At 64.7% G+C, this 25,561-nt stretch carries 25 protein-coding genes; 5 read left to right on the plus strand and 20 right to left on the minus strand.

Annotated features, from left to right (window positions below; genetic code table 11):
• Positions 1-110: 110 nt before the first annotated feature.
• Positions 111-1,631, plus strand: a complete 1,521-nt coding sequence (locus ACSAGD_RS08235; protein WP_437582241.1) for an AMP-binding protein — start codon at positions 111-113, stop codon at positions 1,629-1,631.
• Complete coding sequence (locus ACSAGD_RS08240) at positions 1,628-2,854, plus strand: beta-ketoacyl-[acyl-carrier-protein] synthase family protein (RefSeq protein WP_437582242.1); 1,227 nt, start codon at positions 1,628-1,630, stop codon at positions 2,852-2,854. Before ACSAGD_RS08235 ends, ACSAGD_RS08240 begins: the two co-directional genes overlap by 4 nt.
• 2 nt (positions 2,855-2,856) lie before the next feature.
• Here ACSAGD_RS08240 and ACSAGD_RS08245 read toward each other — a convergent pair whose 3' ends face one another.
• Genes ACSAGD_RS08245 through ACSAGD_RS08255 form a run of 3 tightly spaced genes read right to left on the minus strand, consistent with a single transcriptional unit; the run spans position 2,857 to position 5,091 of the window.
• Positions 2,857-3,657 (minus strand): MetQ/NlpA family ABC transporter substrate-binding protein, encoded by an 801-nt coding sequence (locus ACSAGD_RS08245; RefSeq protein ID WP_437582243.1) that lies wholly within the window; start codon positions 3,655-3,657, stop codon positions 2,857-2,859.
• A gap of 25 nt (positions 3,658-3,682) precedes the next feature.
• Complete coding sequence (locus ACSAGD_RS08250; protein ID WP_437582244.1) at positions 3,683-4,354, minus strand: methionine ABC transporter permease; 672 nt, start codon at positions 4,352-4,354, stop codon at positions 3,683-3,685.
• Positions 4,351-5,091, minus strand: coding sequence for a methionine ABC transporter ATP-binding protein (locus tag ACSAGD_RS08255; RefSeq protein ID WP_437582245.1), 741 nt, complete (start codon positions 5,089-5,091; stop codon positions 4,351-4,353). The genes ACSAGD_RS08250 and ACSAGD_RS08255 overlap by 4 nt, the downstream gene beginning before the upstream one ends.
• A gap of 136 nt (positions 5,092-5,227) precedes the next feature.
• On the opposite strand from ACSAGD_RS08255, the gene ACSAGD_RS08260 reads away from it, so the two are divergent.
• On the plus strand, positions 5,228-5,494 hold the full coding sequence (locus ACSAGD_RS08260; RefSeq protein ID WP_437582246.1) for a mycoredoxin: 267 nt from the start codon (positions 5,228-5,230) through the stop codon (positions 5,492-5,494).
• Here the strand turns inward: ACSAGD_RS08260 and ACSAGD_RS08265 are convergent.
• From ACSAGD_RS08265 to ACSAGD_RS08295, 7 genes are all read right to left on the minus strand, one after another.
• Positions 5,491-5,850 (minus strand): DUF6804 family protein, encoded by a 360-nt coding sequence (locus tag ACSAGD_RS08265; protein ID WP_437582247.1) that lies wholly within the window; start codon positions 5,848-5,850, stop codon positions 5,491-5,493. The genes ACSAGD_RS08260 and ACSAGD_RS08265 overlap by 4 nt on opposite strands.
• The gene (locus ACSAGD_RS08270) at positions 5,850-7,991 is read right to left on the minus strand and encodes a DEAD/DEAH box helicase (RefSeq protein WP_437582248.1); all 2,142 of its coding nucleotides are present in this window, start codon (positions 7,989-7,991) and stop codon (positions 5,850-5,852) included. The genes ACSAGD_RS08265 and ACSAGD_RS08270 overlap by 1 nt, the downstream gene beginning before the upstream one ends.
• Before the next feature lie 270 nt (positions 7,992-8,261).
• Positions 8,262-9,122: an aldehyde dehydrogenase family protein gene (locus ACSAGD_RS08275; protein ID WP_437582249.1), complete on the minus strand. Its 861-nt coding sequence runs from the start codon at positions 9,120-9,122 to the stop codon at positions 8,262-8,264.
• Entirely contained in the window at positions 9,119-10,630 is a 1,512-nt protein-coding gene (locus ACSAGD_RS08280; RefSeq protein ID WP_437582250.1) for an aldehyde dehydrogenase family protein, read from the minus strand. The genes ACSAGD_RS08275 and ACSAGD_RS08280 overlap by 4 nt, the downstream gene beginning before the upstream one ends.
• A gap of 20 nt (positions 10,631-10,650) precedes the next feature.
• Complete coding sequence (gene deoC / locus ACSAGD_RS08285; protein ID WP_437582251.1) at positions 10,651-11,670, minus strand: deoxyribose-phosphate aldolase; 1,020 nt, start codon at positions 11,668-11,670, stop codon at positions 10,651-10,653.
• On the minus strand, positions 11,636-12,628 hold the full coding sequence (locus ACSAGD_RS08290; protein WP_437582252.1) for a sugar-binding transcriptional regulator: 993 nt from the start codon (positions 12,626-12,628) through the stop codon (positions 11,636-11,638). The genes deoC and ACSAGD_RS08290 overlap by 35 nt, the downstream gene beginning before the upstream one ends.
• 108 nt (positions 12,629-12,736) lie before the next feature.
• Positions 12,737-13,942 carry an MFS transporter gene (locus tag ACSAGD_RS08295; RefSeq protein WP_437582253.1) on the minus strand — a complete coding sequence of 402 codons (1,206 nt, stop codon included), beginning with the start codon at positions 13,940-13,942 and terminating at the stop codon, positions 12,737-12,739.
• Positions 13,943-13,964: 22 nt separating this feature from the next.
• On the opposite strand from ACSAGD_RS08295, the gene ACSAGD_RS08300 reads away from it, so the two are divergent.
• On the plus strand, positions 13,965-14,633 hold the full coding sequence (locus ACSAGD_RS08300) for a maleylpyruvate isomerase family mycothiol-dependent enzyme (RefSeq protein ID WP_437582254.1): 669 nt from the start codon (positions 13,965-13,967) through the stop codon (positions 14,631-14,633).
• Position 14,634: 1 nt separating this feature from the next.
• On the opposite strand, the gene ACSAGD_RS08305 is transcribed toward ACSAGD_RS08300, so the two are convergent.
• The 4 genes from ACSAGD_RS08305 to truB are packed head-to-tail and all read right to left on the minus strand — an operon-like array spanning position 14,635 to position 17,292.
• Positions 14,635-15,564, minus strand: coding sequence for a bifunctional riboflavin kinase/FAD synthetase (locus ACSAGD_RS08305; RefSeq protein WP_437582255.1), 930 nt, complete (start codon positions 15,562-15,564; stop codon positions 14,635-14,637).
• Positions 15,561-16,001: a hypothetical protein gene (locus tag ACSAGD_RS08310; protein WP_437582256.1), complete on the minus strand. Its 441-nt coding sequence runs from the start codon at positions 15,999-16,001 to the stop codon at positions 15,561-15,563. Before ACSAGD_RS08310 ends, ACSAGD_RS08305 begins: the two co-directional genes overlap by 4 nt.
• Positions 16,002-16,024: 23 nt before the next feature.
• Positions 16,025-16,384, minus strand: coding sequence for a hypothetical protein (locus ACSAGD_RS08315; protein WP_437582257.1), 360 nt, complete (start codon positions 16,382-16,384; stop codon positions 16,025-16,027).
• Entirely contained in the window at positions 16,381-17,292 is a 912-nt protein-coding gene (gene truB / locus ACSAGD_RS08320) for a tRNA pseudouridine(55) synthase TruB (protein WP_437582258.1), read from the minus strand. The genes ACSAGD_RS08315 and truB overlap by 4 nt, the downstream gene beginning before the upstream one ends.
• Positions 17,293-17,447: 155 nt before the next feature.
• Here truB and ACSAGD_RS08325 point away from each other — a divergent pair, with 155 nt between their 5' ends.
• On the plus strand, positions 17,448-18,320 hold the full coding sequence (locus tag ACSAGD_RS08325; protein ID WP_437582259.1) for an A/G-specific adenine glycosylase: 873 nt from the start codon (positions 17,448-17,450) through the stop codon (positions 18,318-18,320).
• A 24-nt stretch (positions 18,321-18,344) separates the two neighbouring features.
• Here the strand turns inward: ACSAGD_RS08325 and ACSAGD_RS08330 are convergent, their stop codons facing one another.
• The 6 genes from ACSAGD_RS08330 to ACSAGD_RS08355 form a co-directional block, all read right to left on the minus strand.
• Positions 18,345-19,001 (minus strand): hypothetical protein, encoded by a 657-nt coding sequence (locus ACSAGD_RS08330; RefSeq protein WP_437582260.1) that lies wholly within the window; start codon positions 18,999-19,001, stop codon positions 18,345-18,347.
• Between the two features lie 75 nt (positions 19,002-19,076).
• Complete coding sequence (gene rbfA / locus ACSAGD_RS08335; RefSeq protein WP_437582261.1) at positions 19,077-19,520, minus strand: 30S ribosome-binding factor RbfA; 444 nt, start codon at positions 19,518-19,520, stop codon at positions 19,077-19,079.
• Between the two features lie 81 nt (positions 19,521-19,601).
• Positions 19,602-22,295: a translation initiation factor IF-2 gene (gene infB / locus ACSAGD_RS08340; protein WP_437582262.1), complete on the minus strand. Its 2,694-nt coding sequence runs from the start codon at positions 22,293-22,295 to the stop codon at positions 19,602-19,604.
• Between the two features lie 83 nt (positions 22,296-22,378).
• Positions 22,379-22,624: a YlxR family protein gene (locus tag ACSAGD_RS08345; RefSeq protein WP_437582263.1), complete on the minus strand. Its 246-nt coding sequence runs from the start codon at positions 22,622-22,624 to the stop codon at positions 22,379-22,381.
• 58 nt (positions 22,625-22,682) lie between these two features.
• Positions 22,683-23,672 (minus strand): transcription termination factor NusA, encoded by a 990-nt coding sequence (nusA, locus tag ACSAGD_RS08350; RefSeq protein ID WP_437582264.1) that lies wholly within the window; start codon positions 23,670-23,672, stop codon positions 22,683-22,685.
• A 112-nt stretch (positions 23,673-23,784) separates the two neighbouring features.
• A complete protein-coding gene (locus ACSAGD_RS08355) occupies positions 23,785-25,557 on the minus strand; it encodes a proline--tRNA ligase (RefSeq protein ID WP_437582265.1) in 1,773 nt (590 codons plus the stop codon).
• Positions 25,558-25,561: the final 4 nt, after the last annotated feature.

A 25,561-nucleotide genomic window follows, 5' to 3' on the forward strand; every position in this document is an offset into this window, starting at 1 on the left:
GTTGTCGGGGGAAGGGAATGTGTCAGCGCCGTTGCCTCACACAGAGAATAGCGCGCATCATGGGTGGCGTGCTCATCGGTGACCGTGATGAGGGCCGTTAGGCTCGGAACATGCCCTTCACGCGCGCAATTCTCGAGACATCCGCGTCTGACCCTGACCGTGTCGCACTCTCCGGTGATGGCGAGACCTACAGCTATCGGGAGCTTCACGCGGCATGCACGTTGATCCGCAGCGGCGTTGAAGACATTCTGGGCGGTCAGGATGCCGTCGCCCGCGGTCACACTGCAGACGAGACCGGCGGCATACCGATCGTCGCCATCTCGATGTCACGCGCCGTCGATGTCGCGCGCTTCGTGTGCGGTCTGAACGGCTTCCGCGTGATCGTCGCGGTTCTCGACCCGCTGTGGCCCGAGGCCCACCGCAGTGAGACGATTCGCCGCGTGGATCCTGCCCTCGTGATCACTGACGACGCTTCCTTCGAAGAGTCGCTGCGGGCCCTCGACAGCTGGAGCGGGATCGTCACCTCCCGCGCCGCGTTCGACACGCGCGCAGCGTCGGCACCACCTTCCGCGGGACCCGAGGTCCGACCCCGCGACGAACTCTTCCTCCTCCTGTTCACCTCGGGCACAACGGACATGCCGAAGGGCTTCCTTCGCTCGCGAGCGAGCTGGGATCACAACGTCGAGGTGAGCAGACGCTCGCTCGGCGCCGACGAAGGCCTCGCCACGATCGCTCCCGGTCCCGTGTCGTACAGTCTCACGCTCTACGCGCTTGTCGAGGTCATCGCCACCGCGGGGTCCCTCTACGTGCAGTCGGGGTTCGATGCAATCGCGGCAGCGGACACCATCGCACGCGAATCCGTCCAGCGTTTCGTCGGCGTACCGTCGATGCTCGTCGCCGTCGTGCGAGCGGCTCGACGCCGCAATCTTCCGCTTGATTCGCTGACCACGGTCATCACGGGAGGAGCGAACCAGAGCCAGCAGATTCGCGACGAGTTCGAGGCAGCCGTGCCGCGGTCAAAGCTTCGCAGCTACTACGGGGCATCAGAGATCGGCTTCATCGGCTACAGCGACTCGGGCGACGGGACCCTGCTCACGCCGTTCGACGGGGTCGAGGCTCAGGTTCGAGGCGACGACGGCTCTCCCCTGCCGGACGGGGAGATCGGAACGCTCTTCATCCGGGTCGAGTCCGCCGTCGGCGGCTATGTCTCGTCAACGAGCACTGAGCGCATCACCGGGAACGATGGCTGGTCCACCGTGAACGATCAGGCGTCGCTGAACGATGGGCGAATCGTGCTCGCGGGGCGCGCGGGCGACATAGCCGTGTCGGGCGGCCACAAGGTCTCCCTCCCGCAGGTCGAGCGCGCTCTCTCGACAGTGCCTGGCTGCGAGGTCTGCTGCGCGATCGCACTCGCCGATGCCGCACTCGGCTCCGTCATCGCCGCTGTCATCGAGGGTGACGAGGTTCCCGCAAAGTCCGCGATCCAGCATGAGCTCCGCCAGAAGCTCGCACCTCAGTTTGTGCCGCACCGCTACTACCGCGCGGATCGACTTCCACGCACAGCGGGTGGGAAGGTCCGTCGCGTCGAGGTTGTCGACCTCGTGGATGCCGGACAGGCGGAGCGTCTGTGACTGTCGGAACACGCGCTGTCGTCACCGCACTCGGAGCGGTCACTCCCTGCGGTCTCACGATGGCCGAGAACTGGGATGCCGTCGTCGCCGGGCGCAGCGGAATCGGGCTGCTCCGCGATGTCGACGTCTCTGACATGACGGTCGCGGTCGGCGGCGAGGTGCGAGGCTTCGCGCCGCTTGAGCATGTCCCCCGCTCCGACGCCCGCCGCCTCGATCGGCACGCGCTCTATGCGATCGCCGCGGCAGACGAAGCCATGTGCGATGTCGAGATTGCCGATCCGTATCGATTTGCGATCACGGTGGCGACCGGATCCGGTGCCGTATCTCTCACTCACGAGGCCACGCGTCGGTTGGATGCCGACGGCCCGCGTCGCGTACCGCCCGGCGTCGTCGTCTACGGTGGCCCCGACGCCGCGGCCGCGTACCTGAGCCAGAAGTATGACGCACGCGGCGCTTCAGTCGGAACAGCTGCGACATGCGCGAGCGGAACAGTCGCACTCGGCGACGCTCTTCGCATGATTCGTCATGGCTATGCGGACGCCGTGCTCGTCGTCGCGGCCGACGACTGTCTCAACCGTGTGAACCTCGCCGTCAACTCCACACTCGGCGCACTCGCCCCCGGATATGCGGAGGCGCCGCAGTCGGCGAGCAGACCCTTTGATCGCGATCGCTCTGGCTTCGTGATGTCCGCGGGTGCAGCCGCACTGCTCGTCGAATCTGAGGAGCACGCGCGCCGCCGAGGAGCCACGGGGTTCGCGGAGCTCGCGGGATACGGGACAACCTCGGATGCCCACCACCCCACTGCTCCGCGACCCGACGGCTCCGGCGCAGCCGAGGCCATGCGACTCGCCCTCGCCGACGCCGCTGTCTCCGTCGACGCTGTCGACTTTCTGAGCGCGCACGCCACCGGCACGCCCCAGGGGGACGCCGCCGAAGCGGCCGCCGTGCAGCGGCTGTTCGGGTCCCACGCGGCATCCCTCCCGCTCTCGGCGACGAAGTCGACAACGGGGCATCTCCTCGGAGCGACCGGAGCGCTCGAGGCCGCTTTCACAGTGCTGAGCATGCGCGATGGGGTCATCCCGCCGACGCTCAACCTCGATCACTCGGATTTTCCAGACCTCAACATCGTCACCGAACCACGTGACTCCAAAATCGAGATCGCGATGTCCAACTCCTTCGGCTTCGGCGGTCACAACGCGACGATCGTGTTCCGCAGGCGCTGAACTCAGAACGCGGGCGGAACGCCGAGATCTGTCAGTGTGTCGCGGACGTGGTCGCTCGTGAGAGCGGCGACGAGAGCCTTGATCTCGGGCGAGTCGGCATTCTCAGGCACAGCAGCGAGCGTCACCTCGAACTGCTCATCCTGCTCCACCGCGAGCCCGTCGTCTTCCGGTGTGAGGCCCAGTTGACGGGCGAAGGACGGCAGGTTGAACACGGCGTCGGCCTCGTCGTAGGCGGTGTTCAGCTGTAGAAGATCCACCTGGGTGATCGCCAGATCGCGAGGATTCTCGGTGATGTCGTCGACCTTCGCGTTGAAGCGCTCGGCCTCGGAGTCCAGGGTGATGAGTCCTTCGTCGGCCAGCATTTGCAGTGCCCGCCCGGCGTTCGCCTTATCGTTGGGGATCACCACGCTCGCGCCGTCCTCGAGTTCCTCAAGGGAGCCGAGCGTCTTGGAATAGAACGCGACGACCGTCTTGTAGACCGGCTGCACGGCGACGAGGTCTGCGCCGTTCTTGTCGTTGAACTCCTCCATGAACGGCGGGAACTGTACGAGATTCGCGTCGATCTCACGGTTCTGCAGCAGCACGTTCGGCTGTACGTAGTCGGAGACGGGGACGAGTTCGACACGGTAGCCGTCTTCGATCACCTCGGCGGCCGCTTCGACGGCATCCGACATCGGCGTCACCGTCGCGGCCACTTTGATCGTGACGACGTCGTCAGCTCCGTCAGCGCTTGACGCGCTGCAGCCCGTGGCGAGAAGAACGAGGGATGCCGCGGCACACGCGGCGATAGAGCGCAGTTTCATGGGTCTTTCCTTCTATTGAGTCGGGTCAGCGCTTGTCGAGCACGGCGGATGTCTTCTCGCCGAGCATCTGCAGCAGCTGCACGCAGATGATCACGATGACGATCGTGGAGTACATGAGCACATAGTCGTATTCCTGGTAGCCATAGCGAAGCGCGAAGTCTCCGAGCCCGCCCCCACCGACGATTCCGAGCACGGTCGAGTAGGAGATCAGACTGATCGCCGCAGACGTGAGCGCATACACGATGCCCGAGCGCGCCTCGACCAGGAGGAAGTGAACGACAGTCTGAGCAGCGTTCGCGCCCATCGAGCGTGCCGCATGGAGGATGCCCGGGGGCACCTCGAGCAGAATCTGCTCTACGAGCCGCGCGAACAGGGCGACTCCGACGAAGCACAGAGGAAACGTCGCGGCGCCCGTGCCGAACGTCGTGCCGAACAGCAGTCGCGTGAGGGGTATGAGGAACACCACGAAGAGGAGGAAGGGGAAGGACCGCACGATGGTGACGTACAGGTTGACGACCGTCCAGATACCCCGGTTCTCCCTGATGCCTCCGGGTCGTGTGAGAAAGATCAGGACCCCGAGCGGCAGGCCGAACAGCACTGCCGCAGCGAGCGAGAACGCGAGCATGTACCCGGTCTCGGCCAGGGCGATGCCGATGGCGTCTGCATTATCGGCGAGCGACTGAAGGAGCTCCGTCATGCGCTGAGCACCTGTCTCGCGTGATCGAGGTAGCTCGCGTGGCCATCCTTCCGAGCGGCGCGGGCGACGGGAAGGATACTCTGCAGAACACCACCCTCAAGTACGGCAGCCCGATCGCAGATGGCGCGCACCGCGTCGAGTTCGTGTGTCACGAGCACCACTGTCGTCGCGAAGTCAGCGCGCGTCCGTTCCAGCAGATCGAGAATCCCCGTCGTCGTGCGGGTGTCGAGCGCGCTCGTGGGCTCATCGCAGAGCAGCAGTGCGGGCCGGGTGACGAGCGAGCGGGCTATGGCGACACGCTGCTTCTGCCCGCCGGACAGCTGTGCCGGATACCGTTCGGCGAAGTCGCTCAGTCCCACATAGTCGAGAAGCTCGTCGACGAGCTTCGGGTCCTTTCGCCGCTGCAGCGTGAGGGGAAGTGCCACGTTCTGGCGGACCGTCCGGTTGGCGAGCAGGTTGAAGTTCTGAAAGACCATGCCGATGCGACGCCGCAGCTGCCGGCGTTGACGAGCCTTGAGCTCCTGCGGATCGATCCCGTCGATCACGACGCGCCCCTCCGTCGGGGCCGACACTGCGTCGAGCAGTCCAAGCAGCGTCGACTTTCCGGCACCGGACTCCCCGATCACACCGAGGATCTCTCCCCGCTGCACAGCGAGGTCGACGTCGCTCAGCGCGGTCGTCGCTCCGAAGCAAACCGTGACGCTCTCCAGCACTGCCGCTGGACTCGGTCGCAGCATCCCCACCTACCCACACTTGTTAGTAAACCGAGTGCAACTATAGCCCGGATCGGGATCACGTCGGGCAGACGCGGCGCAATTGTTCCGCTGACCGGCATCTGCCCGCGTTCGGGCACGACGTAGCTAGGCTGGAAGCATGGACTACACACCAGAAGCCGGTTCGATCACGATGTTCAGCACGTCCTGGTGCGGTTACTGTAAGCGCCTGAAGTCGCAGCTTGAGAGCACGGGCATCCCCTACACGGAGATCAACATCGAGAACGTCGAGGGAACCGCGGAGATTGTCGAGAGCCTCAACGGCGGCAATCAGACGGTGCCGACGGTGCTGTACCCCGATGGCAGCGCAGCGACGAATCCGTCTCTCGCCGACGTCAAGGCCGCACTCGACCGCGCCGCTTCCTAACGCCTCGTGTCGTCCTCGCGCGCGGGAACTTTGATGAAGATGCCCGCAAGCACGAGGCCAATCGGCACGAAGACGTGTGCGGCAGCCCACCCTGGGCCACCGATCGGCAGCGGCACGACTGGGTTCCACGCCACGACGACAGGAACCAGAAGGATCAGCCACAGGTACTTCTTCGCCTGAATGGCGAAGACCGCCATGATGGCGCTCAGAATCGCGACCGCGAACCTGATCAGGATGTACCACTCCGAGGTCATGAGCGCCGCACCCGCCATCAGCGCGATCCCCGCGAGCAGGCCCGGCGCGAGCGCCGGTCGCGTGAACTTCGGGTTCGGGTAGCGCTCTGTCGACCGAGCCATCAGGCGCCCAACGCCTCGCGAAGCAGGTGCACCAGCGCTGTGAGCTGTACGGAGTCCTGCGGCTGAGTGTCCTCGCCCTCGCCGTCCAGGGCACGAGCCGCGAGACCCTGCTTGGAGTCGATCAGCTCGGCGATCTTTGTGTCGAGCGTGTGCGCCGCGATGATGCGCCATGCGGTGACCGGCTCCTCCTGCCCGATGCGGTGGACCCGATCGATCGCCTGGGTCTGCTCGGCCGCCGTCCATGAGAGCTCGCCGAGAACGACGTTCGATGCAGCCTGCAGATTCACGCCGACACCCGCCGCGGTGAGCGAGCAGACGGCAATGCTGACGTTCGGATCCGAGTTGAACGCATCCACGGCCTGCTGCCGAGCAGCGGCCGTCTGGTCGCCACGGAGCGACACCGTCGAGAGCCCGTGCTGCTCGAAAGCCTGCTCAGCGGCATCCATGACATCGATGTGCTTCGCGAAGAACACCACCTTGCCTACCGAGCGTGCGAGCTGTGCCGCGTAGTCAGAGGCGAGCTGTGCCTTAGCCTGCCCGATTCGGCGAACCATCGTGAAGACGTTCTCGGTTCCACGCGCGGCCTTGGCCTCGTCCAGTTCGGACTGCGCGACGAGACGCATGACATCCTCATCGACCGTGGACGGAGCATCTCCCCTCGCGGTGATGATGCGCCGATAGCGCGCGAGAAGGCGCTCAGCGAGTTCACGCTCGGCGGCACGAATCGAGCGACCGGCTTCATCGTCGAGCTCGACGGGCAGATCTGCCACGCGCTTCGACGGGAGGTCCTTCGCCACATCGATCTTGCGACGACGCACGATTCCCATGCTGATGACCGCCTCCCGGGCTTCCCGATAGAAGCCGACGTCAGCGGGAGTGAGTCCCGTCGCGTCCAGCTTCTCCATGAGAGCGGCGGTCGGCTTACCGTCCTTCACCCAGCCGAGGAACTGCCAGATGGAGTTGAAGTCCTCAACGTCGTTGATGAGCGGCGTCCCGGTCAGCGCCATGAGCAGAGGATTCCCGCCCGGCGCCTTCGCACGAATCCGGTTCGCAAGCGAGAGCACGTGCTGCGATCGCTGCGACTGGAGATTCTTGATGAAGTGAGCCTCATCAACGACCATCCCGCGGAAGCCGAGCTGGCCGAGCCACGAGAGGTGACGGTCCAGCACCGCGTAGTTGACGACGAACACATCTGAGAAAGCATCCACATCACGACCGTCACCCTGGATCACCGTGACGCGTCGCTGAGGCGTCCAACGTTCGACCTCGCGGGCCCAGTTCATCTTGACCACGTTCGGCACGACCGCCAAAAGCGGATATGCTCCCGCGACCGATGCGGCAAGCACGGACTGCGCTGTCTTGCCCAGCCCCGGTTCATCGGCGAGGAGGAACGTGCGGTGCCCGTCCCGGACGCTCTCGACGAACTGAGCCTGGTGCTTCATGATCTCCAGACCCGCAGGGGCGAGACGATCGACACGAGGCACATCCGGAAGCGGCATCGTCGCCGAGCCCCCGCCCGCCCCTGTTTCGAACGCTTTGTAGAGCGGCCCCATAAGCTCCCACCCATCGAGGCGCCGTCGAGGAGTGTCCCTCGTCTGCGCTCGACTGAAGTCCGGTGCGAGAAACGGGCTCGCCATCAGGCGCGACTTCACCGACTGAGGCAGCACCTGCTTCTCGGCGAGCTCGGCGGGAACAGTGGGCTCGACGACCGGCTTCTCCACGGTGATGATGAGCTCGTCAGCCGAGAGTTCTTTCCCCGATTCGATCAGCCAGTCTCGGCGCATTCTCTGAGCGACCGGGCTCGTCGCTTGGTCGACCTCGAGCAGGCTGATCAGCGAGGTGTCACGCGCAGCGGTCTTCGCGAGGATGGTCGCGACGCCGTCGAGTCTCTTCAGCAGCTCGGCTCGTGCCGAGTCACTCAGGCTTTCGTCCGTCTTGACTCGAGCGCGTTCCTCGCGCACCAGGAAGGCGATGACCTGGAACTTCGTGCGGTTCGTCGGGCCGACTTTGCCCTTCTGAGCCTTGGCCTCGACCTCGCGAACCTTTCGCGCGAGGATCGGGATGATGGGGGCGTCGTCGTGCCGTGCGGACGTACGTGACGACCCACGACCAGAAGAACGGCGCTGACCGTTGTGCGGCATGCTCCTCCTGAGCAGTCCAAATGCCGGCGAGTTGCCGGCGTCGAGCAATGCGTGCCACGCGAGAGAGCGGGACGGCGGCGGCCTTCCGTGGGGAAGACGCGCTCAGCAAGCGCATGGCCATTCTACGACACGTCGAACGAGCGTTGACGGGCGTGTCTGCGCATGGCAACGCGCTGACCCTCAACATTATGCACCTCTGACCCTCCACACGCGAAACGACCCGCCCGTCGTGGACGGGCGGGTCGCAGGAAGCGTGCGGGTCTTTGGGCGTCAGATCATGCTCTTGGTGTGCCACACGGTCTTCGTCTCGGTGAACGCCGTGATGCGGTCAAGGCTCGGCCACACCGCGTCGGTTCCCGGCTCCGGTTGAAGCACTCGCTTCAGCGTGTCCGCAGCCGAAATCTGAAGGTCCACCCATTCCAATTCCCCAGCCCCCGTGAGGTCCAGGGCATTCACATCCGCGTGCTGAGCGAGCCACGGGGCGATCTCCGCGGGCGATCCGGTGAGGATGTTCACCGTCCCTGCCGGCACGTCACTCGTTGCGAGCACCTCGGCGAGGCTGATCGCGGAAAGCGGGAATCTCTCACTCGCGACCACCACGACGGTGTTTCCCGTCACGAGTGCCGGGGCGACGACGCTGACGAGGCCGAGCAGAGAGCTGTCCTGCGGCGCGATCGTAGCGACGACTCCGGTGGGCTCGGGCACGGAGAGGTTGAAGAATGGACCGGCCACCGGGTTCGCATTGCCCGCCACCTGCGCGTACTTATCCGCCCACCCGGCGTACCACACCCATCGATCGATCGACTCATCGACCTGCTTCTCCGCCTGCTGTCGTGACGCGTTCTCCGAGGCCCGGATCTCGTCGATGAACTGCGCCCGACGCCCCTCGAGCATCTCGGCGATGCGGTAGAGAACCTGCCCACGGTTGTAGGCTGTCGCCCCCGCCCAGCCGGCGACGGCTGAGCGCGCCGCCTTCACTGCGTCTCGTGCATCTTTGCGCGAGGCGTGAGCCGCGTTCGCAAGGAACTCCCCCTTCGCCGAGCGGATCTCGACAGTCCTCCCCGACTCCGAGCGTGGAAACTTCCCGCCGATGAACAGCTTGTAGGTCTTGGGCACTGCGAGTCTGCTCATTTTCGGTTTCCCTTCGTACGTGAGCGCTGAGACGCCGAGGAGCGCGCGGCGGTGACCTCCGGAGCGGCTCCGGCTCCGGGTTGCAGATAGGCGCCGAGGCCGTGACGACCTCCTTCGCGCCCGTAACCCGACTCTTTGTACCCTCCGAACGGGCTCGACGGGTCGAAACGATTGAACGTGTTCGCCCAGATCACGCCTGCGCGAAGTTTGTCCGCCACTGCGAGCATCCGACTGCCCTTATCGGTCCAGATGCCCGCCGACAGCCCATACGGCGTGTTGTTCGCCTTCGCGACGGCCTCAGCGGGCGTCCGGAATGTCAGCACAGAAAGCACCGGGCCGAAGATCTCCTCACGAGCGATGCGGTGCGATGTCGAGACTCCGGTGAAGATCGTCGGCGCAAACCAGTAGCCGGAGCTCGGCAGCTCGCACGGCGCGCTCCAGCGTGTCGCCCCCTCGCGTTCTCCCACGTCGGTCAGCTCTCGAATCCGCTTCAGCTGCTCAGCTGAGTTGATCGCACCGATATCGGTGTTCTTATCGAGCGGATCGCCGAGGCGCAACGTCGAGAGGCGGTCCTTCAGCCTCTCGATCACCTCGTCATGAATGCTCTCCTGCACGAGCAGCCGCGAGCCCGCGCAGCAGACGTGGCCCTGATTGAAGAATATTCCGTTGACGATCCCCTCGATCGCCTGATCGATGGGTGCGTCGTCGAAGACAATGTTCGCGGCCTTTCCGCCAAGCTCGAGCGTGAGCTTCTTCGACGTTCCGGCAACGGACTTCGCGATCTCGCGCCCCACAGCAGTGGAACCGGTGAAAGCGACCTTGGCGATGTCGGGATGCCGCACGAGCGACTGCCCCGTGGCACCGGCGCCGGTGATGATGTTCACCACTCCGTTCGGCAGTCCGGCCTGCTGCACGATCTCCGCGAAGATCAGAGCAGTCAGAGGCGTCGTCTCCGCCGGCTTCAGCACGACCGTGTTTCCCGCAGCGAGCGCGGGCGCGATCTTCCACGCCAGCATGAGCAGGGGGAAGTTCCACGGAATGACCTGGCCTGCGACGCCGAGTGCCCGGGGCGAGGGCCCCATCCCGGCGTAGTCGAGTTTGTCGGCCCAGCCGGCGTAATAGAAGAACCACGCGGCCACGAGCGGAACGTCGACGTCGCGGCTCTCCTTGATGGGCTTGCCGTTGTCGAGGCTCTCGGCGACGGCGAGCTCACGCGAGCGCTCTTGGACGAGCCGCGCGATGCGGAACAGATACTTGCCGCGATCCGCGCCCGACATCCGTGACCAGACCGTGTCGTAGGCTTTCCTGGCCACCACCACGGCGCGGTCAACGTCCGACTCATCCGCCGTCTGCACCGTCGCGATCGTGGATTCGTCAGCCGGTGAGACTGTTGCGAACGGCGTACCGCTGCCGGCGACGAATTCGCCGTCGATGAACAGTCCGTATTCGTCCTTCAGATTCAGGATTGCCGTCGACTCGGGCGCCGGCGCGTATTCGAGGAAGCTCATGGTGTTCTCGCTTTCCGGGGTCAGTCGATGGTCACGTAGTCGGGGCCGGAGTAGTGGCCTGTGCGCAGCTTCTGCCGCTGCAGCAGCATGTCGTTCAAGAGACTGGATGCTCCGAACCGGAACAGCTCCGGGCTAAGCCATTCCTCGCCGCACGTTTCCGCAACGGTCACGAGGAACTTGATGGCATCCTTCGACGTCCGGATGCCGCCGGCGGGCTTCACTCCGATCTTCTCCCCTGTGAGGCGGTGCCAATCGCGTACGACCTCGAGCATCAGGAGCGTCACGGGCAGCGTCGCCGCGGGAGAGACCTTTCCGGTCGACGTCTTGATGAAGTCCGCTCCGGCGAGGATGGCTAGCCACGAGGCACGACGGACGTTGTCATATGTGGTGAGCTCGCCCGTCTCCAGGATGACCTTGAGGTGCGCCGCGCTGCCATCTTCCCGAAGGCACGCGCGCTTGACCGAGACGATCTCATCGAACACCTGTCGGTAGCGGCCGCTCAGGAAGGCTCCGCGGTCGATCACCATGTCGATCTCGTCGGCTCCCGCAGCCACGGCCTCCGCTGTGTCCGCGAGCTTCACGCTCAGCGTCGCCCGTCCCGAGGGGAACGCGGTCGCGACAGCTGCGACGGAGATCTCCCCGTGCGCAGAACCGAGCGCATCGATGACGGTTCCGACCATGTCGCCGTAGACGCATACCGCCGCCGGGCGAGGACAGGAGGCGTCTGAGGGATCGGGGGTGAGCGCCTTGCCGACGAGCGAGCGCACCTTGCCCGGAGTATCGGCGCCTTCCAGCGTCGTGAGATCGATCATCGAGATGATCGTGTCGATCGCCCACGCCTTCGAGGTGGTCTTGATGGAGCGAGTACCGAGGGCGGCGGCACGCTGCTCAAGGCCAACTGCATCCACCCCGGGGATGCCCTCGAGAAATCGTCGGAGGCTCTCATCCGTCACCGGTCCGTCGAACATCTTCAGCGCCTGCGCGCGCGGCGCGATCGCCGATGTCTCACTCATGATTGTCCTTGTCGTCCGTGCTGTCATTGTCGCTCCCGAGCACATCGAGTGCCGTCGCTTCATCCGTGACGAGCGTCGTGCAGAGACCCCCGGTCACGATCGCTCTCGTCACGGGGTGCTTCGCCTTCCCCGCGACCACGAGAATCGACGTCGCCGCATCTCTGAGCGCATCGAGCCCCAGGCCGAGTGTCCGGTCATCGAGGGCTGGATCGACGATCATGCCCTCCGCGTTGATATAGCGCCCCCATACGTCGCCGACGGCGCCCCGTCTCACCAGCTCATCCATATCGACGTTCGTGAGGTATCCGCTCTGAATATGCGCCGAGCTGTGGTCAGCGGGTCCGGCACTGAAGAGGTAGGCGACGGCATCTGCCGCGGCATCCAACACACCCGCCACTGTGCGGTCGCGCTCGATGCTCTGCTTCGTCTCGATCCGCTCCAGAATCGCCGGGCTGGGCAGAAGGGTCGCCTCCCCCGAGGCCTTGCGCGCGATCTCAACAGCGGTGGCGGCAGCCGTACCGGCACGCTGGTTGACGCTCACGCCTCCGTTGACCTGCACAACGTTCACGCCGACCGCCCAATTCTCATTGAGAGTAGCCGCCACGTCGTGGAGTGTCCGGCCCCAGCTGATCCCGAGGGTGCGCGGCACCGGGCGAAGCGCTGCGAGATAGTCTGCCGCCGCTTGAGCGACGCGTTCGCGCAGCTCTCGATCATCGCGTGCCCCGGAGCTCGGCACCACCACGGCATCCTGAAGCCCGTGCCGCTCACGCAGCTGACGCTCGAGCGAGAGCTTTCGAGCGCGCGGATGCACGATCTCGATGCGGATGAAGCCCTTCTCGCGGGCTGACGCGAGCAGACGTCCGACCTTCCACCGTGTGAGGCCGAGTATCGCCCCTACTTCGTCCTGCGTCTTGTCTTCGTCGTAGTACAGCTCAGCGGCGCGGATCGAAAGGAGTTCGTCCTCGGCTATGTCGTCGCGCGGCATGCGGCCTCCTCTCATGGCAAGGCTAGCCCGCGCGAATTGCTCAGATCAACGCTCGTTGCCGATTCTGCTCATATGAGCAGACGGGGCCGCGAAACTGCACGTTCGATGTCAGGATGCCGCGTCGATGAAGCGCTTCTCTCCCAGCACACGCCCGGCCCAGAAGACCGGGATCGAGATCGTGCCGAGAACCGCGAGCGGAAGCGTCCAGCCGCCTGTCGCCTGATGCAGCACTCCGAAGAGCAGCGGGAAGAGCGCGGCCACGGTGTAGCCGACGCCCTGCACGAAGCCGCTCGCCGCAATCGCGGTCTGGTGCGACCGAGACCGGAGATTGATGAGCGTGAGAGCAAGCGGGAAGAGAAGGGGGCCCGATCCCAGAACCGCGACCCAGAGCCACGCAGCCGTGGGCGCCGCGAGAAGACCCCCGACCCCGACAAGAATGCACAGAGCACCAGCCCAGGCCAGCAGCGCCGGTCGACGGGAGCGCGCCGCCAGCACCGGCATGACCAGTGCGGCGGGCAGTCCCATGAAGCCGAACAGGCTCAGAAGCACTCCGCCCGTCGCGGGAGACACACCAGAGATGTCCTGCAGGGTCTGCGGCAGCCACGCGAAGCAGGTGTAAGCGACCGACGACGATGCCGCGAAGACGATCGTGATCGCCCACGCCGTCCTCGAGCGGACAACTGAACGCACGGGTGCCTCGCTCGGCTGTGCGATCGCCGGGTCGAGACGACGCTGGCGCGCTCCACGTCTGATCACGAACAGCCACGGAACCACACTTCCGATCGCGAACAGCGCCCAGATGGCGAGAGAGAACTGCCATGAGACCCGTTCGGCGAGCGGCACCGCCACCAGGGGCGGCACGAAGGTCGAGATCGACATGACCGTGGCATAGGCAGCCGTGATCTGCCCGATTCGGTCGGTGAAGTACTTCTTCACAAGGGGCGGAAGAACCACGTTGCCCGCGCCGATCGCGGCGAAGCACAGGATGCTGCCGAGGAGCAGCACCGCAAACGAGCCCGCCAGACCGCGGAGAACGTGCCCGAGCACCATGATCAGGAGAGCACCGACCAGAAGCTTTTCGAGCCCGAAGCGGCGCGAGAGGGACGGTGTCAGAATTCCGAAGAGCGCAAAGCAGAGCGGCGGGAGCATGCCGAGGATGCCGAGACCGAACGCACCTCCGTGGAGGTCGGCGTCTACAACGTCGTAGATCGGAGACAGCGCTGCGACGGCGGTTCGCAGGTTCACAGCGACGAGCGCGATGCCGATCAGCGCGAGTGATCGGCCGGCCCAGAGTTTTCTCCGCTCACCTGTCACCGATTCAGCTTACGCTGGGGGCATGACGCTCACAGACACGGGAGCCCGAGTCGGCGCGGCACTCGCCGTCGTGCGAGACGGTCTCGCCCGCGCCTCGGAGAAAGAATGGGCCGCACCCTCTCTCTGCGATGCGTGGAGCGTGAAGGAAGTCGTCTCACACCTCGTGTGGCGTATCTCCAGCTCCCCACGCGTCATCGTGGAGGATCTCGCGCGAGCGTCTGTTGGAGGGCATCACATCAACCCCCATCGCTCTTTTGCCGACATCGCGATCCGGTACGCGGCGGAGCACAGCTCGGCAGAGCTTCTCGACGATCTGACGCTCCTTTCGCGTCGCTTCGCCACCGGCGACCAGCGCGCCGTCAGCCAGACGCTCGTCGAGACCGTGGTGCACGGCTTCGATGCGGCTCATCCGCTGGGGGTGAGGCTCGCGTTCGCTCCGGAGATCACGTACTCCGTTGCGCGACTGGCGAGCAAGACAGCATCACGAGGAACCCGCACCGTCCTCAGGCACCGAGTGCTCACGGCATCCGATGATGGCTGGTCCATCGGCACTGGTGGAGATGAGATCATCGGGACGGCCGAGAGTGTGATCCTCTACCTCGCGGGCAGACGCTCAACTGATCCACGGACACGTCCGGTGAGAATCGTCGCTCCTCTGCCGCCGGGAGCTCCCGCTCCGGGATTCGCTTGACTCAGTTCAGGAGCTTCCTCGCTGCGGCGACGTCCTCACCCATCTGTGCGATGAGAGGCTGGATGCCGGAGAAAGCCACCATTCCTCTGATTCGTGCGACGAACTCCACATCGACGACCGCACCGTAGAGGTCGACGTCCATATCGAGGAGATACGCCTCGACCTGCTTGTGCGGCACGCCGTCGAACGTCGGGTTATTGCCGACCGAGACCGCTGCCGGATGCCACTGGTCGTCGACACGCACACGCCCCGCGTACACACCATCGGCAGGAATGAAGCCCTGCGCCCCCTCCTCGAGGTTCGCAGTGGGGAAGCCGAGCTCTCTTCCGCGTTTCGCGCCGTGTACGACCTCTCCTCGCACGGAATGCGGTCGTCCGAGAAGGACGGCCGCGTTTTCGACGTCTCCCGCAGCGAGGAGCTCCCTCACCCACGTGGACGATGCTCGCCGCCCATCGAGCGGGGCGACATCGTCGATGTTGACGACCTCAAAGCCGAGGTCTGCTCCCTTCTCGCGCAGCAGGCGCGCATCGCCTCGGCCCTTGTGACCGAAGCGGAAGTCATCGCCGACCAGAATCGACTGTGCGTTCAGTGCGTCCGCGAGAAGATCCGCGCAGAAGCTCTCTGCCGTCTGAGCTGATCGCTCAGCGTCGAACGTGAGCACAAGGCAGGCATCGAGCCCCGTCTCCGCTAGCTTGTCGAGACGTTGCTCAAGGCTCATGACGGGCTCCGGACACGCCTGCGGTGCAACCACAGCGAGCGGGTTCCGATCGAACGTGACCACGACGCTGGCGAGGTCTCGCTCCTCGGCGAGGGCAATCAGCCGACGGATGATCGCTCGGTGCCCTGCATGCACACCGTCGAACTTTCCGATGGTCACGGCACTCGGACCGAAGTCCGAGGGAATCTCCGCCGGGTCCCGGAAGATCTTCATGAGTCTCCTCGAGTGCTGCTCTGCGAGCGAAGCCAAATCATTCCGAGGATCGGAAGAACAAGCGGGATGAACAGGTAGCCTCGCCCGAAGACGCTCCAAACCGTGTCGTGCGGGAACCACTGAGGTTCGATGAGGCTCAACACGCCGACCACGAGCACGCCGATGAGTTCGAACGTGATCGTCGCCCACGCGACAGTGCGCCAGGCAGATCCGCGTTTGACGAGCGCGACCGTCGCTACGATGTACACGACCGCTGACAGTGCAGACAGCAGGTACGCCAGGGGGGCTTCGGAGAACTTGGAGACGATCTGCACGAATGATCTGCCCGTCGCAGCGAGGGCAAGGATTCCGTAAATGGTCACAAGAACGCGGCCGATGCCAGTGATGCGTTCGCGCGCGGGCGCACTGGCAGGATGCAATGAGGTGGAGGGAGTCATGACCCCTCGATTCTAACCGCGCCTCACGCCGTCCAGATCTGTTGCATCCGGTACACCATGATTCCCACTGTGAGGCAGCCAGCGCCGAGTATGACCGTCGCCCAGCGTGTGCGGTCGACCAGAGCCCAGAACGCCGCGGCAGGAGGCACGATTATTGCGCTGATCAGATACGTGTAGAACTCCAGGAGGCTTCCCGTCGCGGGGTTTCCCGCGGCCGGCGCGGTGAGGGCGATGACCAGCTGAACGATGAGCAGCAGCTCTACCAGCGCGACGGCACCCATCGTGAGATCACTTGGCACTCGCCCGGCCAGTCCGAGCACGATGCACACGATCGCTCCGAGGCCAGCGACGATCAGCTGCGCAACGGTGAATCCAATGATCATCCGCGCGACCCCCCTTCGTCTTCGGGGAAGTTCACGAGAGTGCGCATATGCTCTCCCCTGCGTTCCATGAGACCGATGAGTCGGCCATCGGGCGCAATAGCTGCGATGGCTCCGGTCACAGCGGGTATGCCCGACGTTCCGATCCTCCGCCCGTGCGAGAGATCGTCCGCGGCATCCTCGTCGAGTGTCACAGTCGGGAACAGTGCCGACGCGGCATCCACCGGGGACAGCAGATGCTCAGCCACGTTGAGCTCCTCAAGTTCCACAGCATCCGCGATGCGGAAAGGTCCGACGCGCGTGCGTCGAAGCGCCGTCAGATGACCTCCGACGCTCAGCCCCGTGCCGAGGTCGCGGGCAAGCGCGCGAATGTAGGTTCCACTCGAGCACTCGACTCGAACATCGACATCGATCACGCTCTCCTCCCGCCGGAGATCGAGCACATCGAATGCGCTCACCGTTACCGAACGCGGCTTGAGAACGACCTCTTCTCCGGCGCGAGCACGGGCATACGCGCGTTTGCCGTCGACCTTGATCGCGCTCACAGTGGACGGAACCTGCTCGATGTTCCCGATCAGGTGCTCGATCTCCGCTGACAGCTCAGACTCTCCGACAGCGTCGAGAGCCGCGCGGCTCGCCGGTGGAGACACCTCGCCGTCCGCGTCGTCTGTGCTGCTGGTCTGACCGAGACGGATCGTCGCCTCGTACTCCTTGTCGAGTCCGACCATGTATGTCAGCAGACGTGTTGACGAGCCGAGCCCGAGCAGCAACAGTCCGGTCGCCATCGGGTCGAGAGTGCCGGCATGACCGACCTTCCGTGTCGCCGCGCGCTTTCGCGTTCGCGTGACGACGCCGTGGCTTGTGATGCCGCCGGGCTTATCGATCAGTATGAGGCCGCTGGGTCCGGGCATCAGAGGCTCTCTCTGCACGAAGCGGACATCGCCGAACGCAATTGGAGGACGAATGTGATCAGAATGGCAGCGCTCCCGTCACCGGATTTGACAGCGATGGATGATGGCCGTCGGGCGGGGACAGGCCGCCTTCGAGCCTACCCGTTTAGGCTGGAATGGTGTCTGATTCCCCGCTGGTTCGCGACGCGAACGACTGGTATCGCGACAATGCCCGCGATCTGCCTTGGCGACGCCCCGGTTTCGGCGCCTGGGGCGTTCTGGTCAGTGAGTTCATGCTCCAACAGACGCCTGTCGCGCGCGTCATCCCGAAGCTCGAGGAATGGCTCGAGCGCTGGCCGACACCGGCCGCACTCGCCAGTTCTCCTCCCGGAGACGCAGTTCGCGTGTGGGGCAACCTGGGGTATCCGCGCCGAGCGCTGTGGCTGCACCGAGCCGCTGAGCAGATCGTCGAGAAGCACGGCGGCGCCGTGCCCCGTGATGTTGACGCTCTTCTCGCGCTGACCGGCATCGGTGACTACACGGCTCGAGCGGTCGCGGTCTTCGTCTGGGGTGACAGACATCCCGTGGTAGACACGAATACCAGACGACTCATCGCGCGCGCCGTCCACGGCCACGGAGAACCCGCACCTCCCGCGAAACGCGATCTCGCGGACATGGCCGCCCTGCTCCCCGCGGACGAGCACGAGGCGAGAGTCTTCAATGCTGCGGCGATGGAACTCGGCGCTGTGGTCTGCACAGCTCGTTCACCGCGTTGCAGCGACTGCCCGTTAGCGCCGGAGTGTGCCTGGCTGGCCAAGGGGCGCCCCGCCTATACCGGCCCCCGCCGCACACCGCAGAAGCGCTATGAAGGCAGCGACCGACATGTCCGCGGGCTTATCATGGCCGAGCTGCGAGCGGCGCATGCGCCGGTCACACGTGACGAGATATTCCGACTCTGGCCAGACGAGGAACAGCGTGAGCGCGCTCTTGCCACTCTGATCGCCGACGGACTTGCCGCTGTCCAAGACAACGGCTTGGTTCTGCCGTGACGGGCTCGCTCCGACGCATTGCACTCACGCGCACGGTTCATAGGAGGGCAGGTCTCCCGTGGTCACTGAGATCTGCCAGATGACACCGCGCTCAGGTTCGACGGTGAACACGAGTCCAGCGCTGTCCCCCTGCACGTAGTAAAGACTCCGACCCGGAATACCCGTGTCATCAAGCTCCCTCGCGTCTGGGTATGCGACCATCACATCGTCGACCGTGGAGCCGAGGCCGATGCCCTCCTCCGTCAGCGGGGGCTCCCCGGCGTGCTCGGGCGCAGCATCCGCAGGAACCGAGACGGTGATCTCAGTCACGGTGCTCGACGGGTCCTGTTGAGAAGCCACCGCCCACAGTGAGACGTCCTCGGACCACTGGTCATCGGATGGACTCGCCCCCGCCACGCCAGTGCACGTCTCCGAGACATCAGCTCCGGGAGCCGTCAGCGCATCGGCGTAGCGCATACCGACCGTGAACGGTCCGATGCCTTCCATGCTGATCTGCCAGCGCTCGCCTGTGTCCTCAGGCGCAGTTTCCATGGGCTCCGACGGGGTTGACGTCTCTGAGGTCGTCCCCGGAACCTCATCAGCGGGTTCCGAGTCGATGGCGGAGCATCCCGACACAGCCATCAGGAGAACCGCGGCGAGAGAGGCCACGGCAACGGCGCGATGTTCTCGAAAGCGCGACATACCGCCTCCTTGATCGTTGTGATCAATTCAAGGGGGCGTCTGCTCAGCGGTCAACCCTCGAGGGCATCTCGGATATCAGGATTCCTCGTCGTCGTCACGTTCACGCGGCTGAACATACGGGTCTTCCTCTCCCGCGTATGCAGCGTTCGAAGCGAGGTCTGCAACCTGCCCGTCACGCTCACGTGCTTCGCGGAGCAGATCCTCGATGTGCTGCGCATTCTCCGGAATGGCATCAGCGATGAACTCGAGACTCGGCGTGATGCGTGCCGTGATGTTCCGACCGACTTCGCTGCGAAGCATCCCCTTCGCGGACTCGAGAGCGAGCGCGGAATCCGCGCGTTCCTCATCGGTTCCGTAAACGGTGAAAAAGACACTGGCGTGCTGGAGATCGCCCGTCACCCGCACATCTGTGATCGTCACGAATCCGAGCCGTGGGTCACGAAGTCCTTTATCGAGACGCGTCGCGATGATCTGCTTGATGCGATCAGCCAAGCGTCGGGCGCGAGGGTTCTCACCCATTGTTCTCTCTCCTTGCCTTCTGAGCCATGCGGCCCAGCGAGGTTATGTGCCTCGCTGGGCCGCACAGTTGGAGCGAATCGATCAGCTACGTGGCTTCTCGACCAGTTCCGTCGTCTCGATCTCGTCCCCGACCTGGATGTCGTTGAACTTGCCGAGGCCGATACCGCACTCGAAGTCCGTACGAACCTCGGTGACGTCGTCCTTGAAGCGACGCAGCGACTCGATCGCGAGCCCATCGGCGAGCACGACACCCTCGCGGATGACGCGCGCCTTCGCGTTCCTCGTGATCGTACCGGAGCGGACGATGACACCGGCGATGTTTCCGAACTTCGAAGAACGGAAGACCTCGCGGATCTCGGCCACGCCGGACTGCACCTCTTCGTACTCGGGCTTGAGCAGTCCCTTGAGGCTCGACTCGACATCTTCAAGCGCGTTGTAAATGACCGAGTAGAAGCGGATGTCCACACCCTCGCGAGCAGCGCGGTCGCGAGCCTTGGCGTCGGGACGCACGTTGAATCCCAGGATGATCGCGTCGTCGATCGTCGCAAGGTTGACGTCGGACTCGGTGATCGCACCGACACCACGGTGGATGATGCGCAGCTGGACGCTCTCGTCGACGTCGATCTTGAGCAGCGACTCCTCAAGTGCTTCGACTGCACCGGAGACGTCACCCTTGATGATGAGGTTGAGCGACTCAACCTTGCCTTCTTCGAGGGCACGAGTGAAGTCCTCGAGGCTGATGCGCTTACGCGCCTTGGCCAGCTGAGCATTGCGCTCCGCGGCCTCACGCTTCTCCGCGATCTGTCGAGCTGTGCGATCTTCCTCCGTGACGAGGAAGGTGTCGCCTGCGCGCGGCACGGTGGAGAGCCCCTGCACCTGAACCGGACGGGAAGGCCCGGCTTCGGCGACGGATTCGCCCTTCTCATCGACCATCGCGCGCACTCGGCCGTATGCGGTTCCCGCGACGATCGCGTCGCCGACGTGGAGCGTGCCCGACTGGATGAGTACGGTCGCGACAGAACCGCGGCCCTTGTCCAGCTTGGCTTCGATGGCGACACCGCGTGCCGACTTGTCTGGGTTGGCACGAAGGTCAAGCCCGGCGTCGGCCGTGAGCAGAACAGCGTCGAGGAGATCCTGGATGCCGATTCCCTTACGTGCCGACACATCGACGAACATGACGTCGCCGCCGTACTCCTCTGCGACGAGACCGTACTCGGTGAGCTGCTGACGAACCTTCTGCGGATTCGCCTCTTCCTTATCGATCTTGTTGACTGCGACCACGATCGGCACGTTGGCCGCCTGAGCGTGGTTCAGCGCTTCAATTGTCTGCGGCATGATGCCGTCGTCTGCGGCCACCACAAGGATCGCGATGTCCGTCACCTGCGCACCACGCGCACGCATGGCGGTGAACGCCTCGTGACCCGGGGTGTCGATGAACGTGATCTTGCGCTCTTTGCCCTCGTGGGGAGTCGCGACCTGGTACGCGCCGATGTGCTGGGTGATGCCGCCAGCCTCACCCTCCACGACGTTCGCGTGGCGAACGGCGTCAAGCAGACGTGTCTTACCGTGGTCGACGTGACCCATGACGGTGACCACCGGCGGACGCGGGAGGAGATCCTCATCGTCTTCCGCCTCGAGCTCGCCCTCGAGGTCGATGTCGAAGCCCTCAAGAAGCTCACGATCCTCGTCCTCAGGCGATACCATCTCGATCTTGTAGCCGAGCTCCGCTCCAAGCACCTCGAATGTCGCTTCATCGAGTGACTCAGTCGCCGTGGCCATCTCACCGAGGTGGAAGAGCACGGTCACGAGATCACCCGGGCTCGCATCGATCTTGTCCGCGAAGTCCGCAATCGATGCACCTCTGCGCAGTCGCAGGATCGTGCTGCCGTCGCCGCGAGGAACGCTCACACCGCCGATCGACGGCGCCTGCCTCATCTCAAACTCTTGCCGCTTCGCCCGCTTCGACTTGCGAGACTTGGCGCGACCGCCACCGCGACCGAAGGCACCAGCAGTGCCGCCGCCACGTCCACGACCGCGGCCCGCGAAGCCGCCACCGGGACGGCCGGCGAAGCCGCCGCCGGGACGCTGGAAGCCACCGCCACCGCCGCCACCGCCGGGACGCTGGAAGCCACCGCCACCGCCGCCGGGACGACCTGCACCGGCACCGGGGCGACCGCGGCCGCCACCCGAGCGAGGCTGTCCAGGACGCGGAGCACCGGGGCGCGGAGGCTGTGGGCGCGGAGGCCGCGGGATGTTCGCCGGAGTCGGACGCTGACCCATACCCTGCGAGCTCGAGTACGGGTTGTTACCGGGGCGCGGACCGCCCTGCGGACGCTGACCCATACCCTGCGAACTGGAGTACGGGTTGTTACCGGGGCGCGGCGCGCCGGGGCGAGCCTGAGTTGGTTTGGGAGCCGGGGCAGGGCCAGGCTTCGGGCCGGGCTTCGCCGCGGCGGCATTCTGCTCTGTCGCAGCGGCCGGCTTCTCGGCCGGAGCCGCAGGTGCGGCGTCCTTCTCCGCCGGCTTCGACGGCTTCGGACTCGCCGTCTTCGACTGGGCAGGCTTAGCCTGCCCGCCGCTCTTCTTCTCTGCATCGTCGACGCGCTTTGCGCCATCGGCCTCAAGAGCCGCGCGCAGCTTGCGCGCAACCGGAGGCTCGATGCTCGACGACGGGCCCTTCACGAACTCGCCGAGTTCCTTGAGCTTTGCGAGGGCAACCTTGCTGTCTACCGAGAACTCAGATGCGATCTCGTGTACGCGTGGTTTTGCAGCCACTTCTCTCCTGTCTGGGTCTGCCCAGACAGGGCAGACCGTTAGTTACGGACGGGTCTCATTTCGAGCCGCTCATTAGTTGTCCATTAGCCATTCAGCCTGTTCTCTAGAGTCTGCGTGCTCAGACCGGTGCTCACACGAAGAGCACGCCCGAAGGCGCGACGCTTCTGTGCACGATCGAAGCACGCAAAGGTCGGATGCAACCACGCACCACGTCCGGGGAGCACCGCGGCCTCATCAGCCACAAGCTCGGAATTCCGGGCGACGACCCGCAACAAGGCGGACCTTTCAGCGCGCAAACGGCATCCGATGCACGTTCTCACGGGCTCCATCCTACACTCCCCGCGCTGGGAACCGTCCGGACGCCACGCATCCGAACGGTCTCGGCGTCTACTCCTCGTCGAGGATCGAGTCCGGCTGGATATCGATCTTCGCTCCGGTCAGCTTCGCGGCGAGGCGCGCATTCTGCCCTTCCTTGCCGATCGCGAGCGAAAGCTGATAGTCTGGCACAAGCGCGCGGACTGCTTTCGTCTCGGCATCGAGAAGGAACGTCGAGGACACGCGAGCGGGAGACAGTGCGTTCGCGACGAACGTCGGAAGGTCGCTCGAGTAGTCGACGATGTCGATCTTCTCGTCGCCGAGTTCCTCGGTCACCGCCCGCACACGTCGACCGAGCTCACCGATGCAGGCACCCTTAGCGTTGATCGTCGGGTCCTTCGCGAGAACCGCGATTTTCGTGCGGTGTCCGGCCTCGCGTGCGAGCGAGACAATCTCGACGAGACCGTTAGCGATTTCGGGAACCTCAAGTGTGAAGAGTTTCTTGACGAGGGCCGGGTGCGTGCGCGACACCGTGATCTGCGGCCCCTTGAGTCCCTTCGCGACGCTCGTCACGTAGACACGGATCCGTCGGCCGTGAGTGTACTGCTCTCCCGGAACCTGCTCTTCAGGCGGGAGAACACCCTCGACCGTTCCGAGATCGACGTGGATCATGCGTGGATTCGGACCCTGTTGGATGACGCCCGCGACGATGTCGCCTTCCCGACCCTTGAACTCGCCGAGCACGGCGTCATCTGCGATGTCCCGGAGTCGCTGGTTGATCACCTGCTTCGCAGCGAATGCCGCAATTCGGCCGAAGTCCTCCGGCATGGTCTCGGCCTCGCCGATGATGTTACCGTCTTCGTCCTTCTCAGGAACCAGCACAGAGACGTGACCGGTTTTGCGATCGAGTTCGACACGCCCCTCGGCGTCTTCGTTGCCGTGCTGTGCCTCGTTCTTCAGGTAGGCCGTGAGGATGGCCTGCTCGATGATGCGAATCAGCTCATCGAACGGGATTTCCTTCTCCCGCTCCATCAACTTCAGCACGCTCAGATCGATGTCCACCAGAGAGCCTCCCTATTCAGCTGTGGCCGCGCATGTGAAGCAGCGCCGACCGAACTATAAGGCTACCTGACTCCACCGTGATTCGTCACCACGGGTCCCGTGCTCGAGCTGTTCAGCTTCCCGAGCGGACGTGATCGACGATCTCACCGATCGGCACCTGCGTGCGCTCGCCCGACCGACGGTCCCACAGCTCCACGACACCGTCGGAGACACCGCGACCGGCGATGATGATCGTCGGAACGCCGATGAGCTCCGCGTCCCCAAATTTGACGCCGGGCGAGACCTTCGGGCGGTCGTCGTAGAGCACGTCGAGCCCTGTCTCCTCGAGGCTCGAGGCGAGTCCCGCAGCGACGTCGAAGACCTCTGAGCTCTTGCCCGTTGCGACGACGTGCACGTCGAAAGGAGCGACCGCTGCGGGCCAGATCAGACCGCGATCGTCGTGATTCAGCTCGGCGATGAGCGCGAGCGCGCGCGTCACGCCGATGCCATACGATCCCATGGTCACAGTGACCAGCTTGCCGTTCTCATCCAGCACCTGGAGTCCGAGCGACTCGGCGTACTTGCGTCCGAGCTGGAAGACGTGACCGATTTCGGTGCCGCGGTCGAGCGTTACGGGCCCGGAGCCGTCGGGAGCGGGATCCCCTTCGCGAACCGTGGCCGCTTCAATGGTCTCGTCGATCTGGAAGTCTCTTCCCGCGACGAGCCCGATCACGTGCTTCTCCGGGAGGTTCGCACCCGTGACCCATGTGCTGCCTGCGACGACGCGCGGGTCAGCGAAATATCGGATGCCGCTCGCCGAATCGGCTCCAAGCACAGCACCTTCATCGGACCACGGTCCGATGTATCCGCGAACAAGGGCAGGGTTCGATTCGAAGTCTGCGTCTGTTGCGGCATCCACCTCGGCTGGAGCGAACGCGACCTCGACCCGTTTCATGTCGACGTCGCGATCGCCGGGAACAGCAACCACGACGACCTCGCGGGTGCCGTCCAGGTGGGTCAGAGCAAGCACGACGTTCTTGAGCGTGTCTGAGGCTGCCCACTGACGGCCGTCCTCGCGGGGGTGTTTCTCATTGAGCAGATCGACGAGTGTGGCGATCGTGGGCGTATTCGGCGAGTCGACGACCTGCGCGGACGCTTTGCCCTCGATCTCCTCCGGCTCCTGCGCGGGCGTCACGTACGCCTCTACGTTCGCGGCGTATCCGCCAGAGGAACGCACGAACGTATCTTCCCCGACCGGCGTGGGGTGCAGGAACTCTTCGCTCTTGGAGCCTCCCATCGCACCGGCATCCGCGTGGACGATGACGTATTCGAGACCCAGCCGCGTGAAGATCCTCTCGTAGGCGTCGCGCTGCGCCTGGTAGCTGACGTCCAGTCCTTCATCGGAGACGTCGAACGAGTAGGCATCCTTCATCGTGAATTCACGTCCGCGCAGAAGCCCCGCGCGCGGTCTGGCCTCGTCACGATACTTGTCTTGGATCTGATAGATCGACAGCGGCAGATCCTTGTAGGACGAATAGAGATCCTTCACGAGAAGGGTGAACGCCTCCTCATGCGTCGGAGCGAGGAGCATATCCGCCCCCTTGCGGTCGGCGAGGCGGAAGAGGTTCTCGCCATATTCTTCCCACCGGCCGGTCTCCTCATAGGGCTCACGCGGCATGAGCGCGGGGAAGTGCACCTCGAAAGCGCCCGCGGCCGCCATCTCCTCACGCACGATCTGCTCGATGCGCGCCTTGACGCGGAGCCCGATCGGCAGCCAGGCGAAGATCCCAGGGGCCTGACGTCGGATGTATCCGGCACGGACGAGGAGCCGGTGACTGGCGACCTCAGCATCCGCGGGGTCTTCTCTGAGCGTACGAAGGAAATAGTTAGACAGGCGCGTTACCACGACA

Origin of the sequence: Paramicrobacterium salitolerans (assembly GCF_051513965.1) — a bacterium.
GTDB lineage: Bacteria > Actinomycetota > Actinomycetes > Actinomycetales > Microbacteriaceae > Paramicrobacterium.